This window comes from Frankia canadensis, assembly GCF_900197875.1.
In the GTDB taxonomy this organism is placed as follows: Bacteria; Actinomycetota; Actinomycetes; order Frankiales; family Frankiaceae; genus Frankia; species Frankia canadensis.
Genome location: NZ_FZMO01000463.1, coordinates 1 through 1059 on the forward strand (window position 1 = coordinate 1; position 1059 = coordinate 1059).

General features: G+C 70.9%; 1 protein-coding gene. It reads left to right on the forward strand.

The genetic code is table 11. The features are described from left to right. Window positions 1-121: 121 nt before the first annotated feature. On the forward strand, window positions 122-1059 hold a 938-nt coding region (gene tnpC, locus C1A33_RS33880), incomplete at its 3' end, for an IS66 family transposase (RefSeq protein WP_115538019.1).

Genomic DNA, 1059 nt, shown 5'->3' on the forward strand with positions numbered 1-1059 from the left:
GTAACTGGTCAGGTCTCGTAGATCGTTTGTTTTTCGTTCCCCGGCCGGCTGGGACGTTTTGATGGCTTGGCAGTCCTGGGGTGTTGGTGTGGCGTGGTTGATCGGCCCGTAGGGTCCGGGTGTGTCCGATGATCCGCCCGCGCCGCCGGTGCCGTCGTATGACGAGCTCGCGGCGCTGGTGGTGAGCCTGCAGGCGGATCTCGTGCGGGCGTTGGCACGGATCGCGGAGCTGGAGGCGCAGGTCGCGAAGACCTCGCGGAACTCGGCGAAACCACCGAGCTCGGACGGTCTGGCGAAGCCGCCCCCGACGTCGTTGCGGAAGAAGACCGGCCGGCGCCCTGGTGGGCAGGCCGGGCATCCCGGGTCGACGCTGTGCCTGACGGATGAACCTGATGTGCGTCTGCGGCACGAACCGGGCCCGTGTTCGGGCTGTGGGGCGTCGCTCGCGGGCCGGCCAGTGGCCCGGGTCGAACGCCGGCAGGTGTTCGACCCGCCCGAACTACGCGCCCACGTCACCGAGCATGGGCTGGTGGAGCGTGTCTGCGGCTGCGGGACACGGACGAAGGCCGCGGCGCCGGACGGGGTGAACGCCCCGGTCCAGTACGGGCCGCGGGTGACCGCGGCGGCGGTCTACCTGTATTCCGGTCAGTTCCTGTCGAAGGACCGGACCGCGACCGCACTCGCCGAGCTGGTCGGGATCCCCCTGTCCGCGGGCACGGTCGCGGCGATGGCCGCCCGTGCCGCCGCCGACCTGACCGGTTTCCTGACCGCTGTCCGCGGCCTGCTCGCCGACGCCGCCGTGGTCGGCGCGGACGAGACCGGGCTACGCGTCGCCGGGAAACCGCACTGGGTGCACTGCGCCCGCACCGGGAAGTACACCCTCATCGACTGCCATCCCCAACGCGGGACCGCCGGAATCGACGCCCTCGGGGTGCTGACCGGCTTCGGCGGGATCGTGGTTCACGACGCCTGGGCGCCGTATGACACCTACACCGACGCCACCCACCAGCTCTGTGTCGCCCACGTGCTCCGTGAGCTGCAGGGGATCATCGACACCGC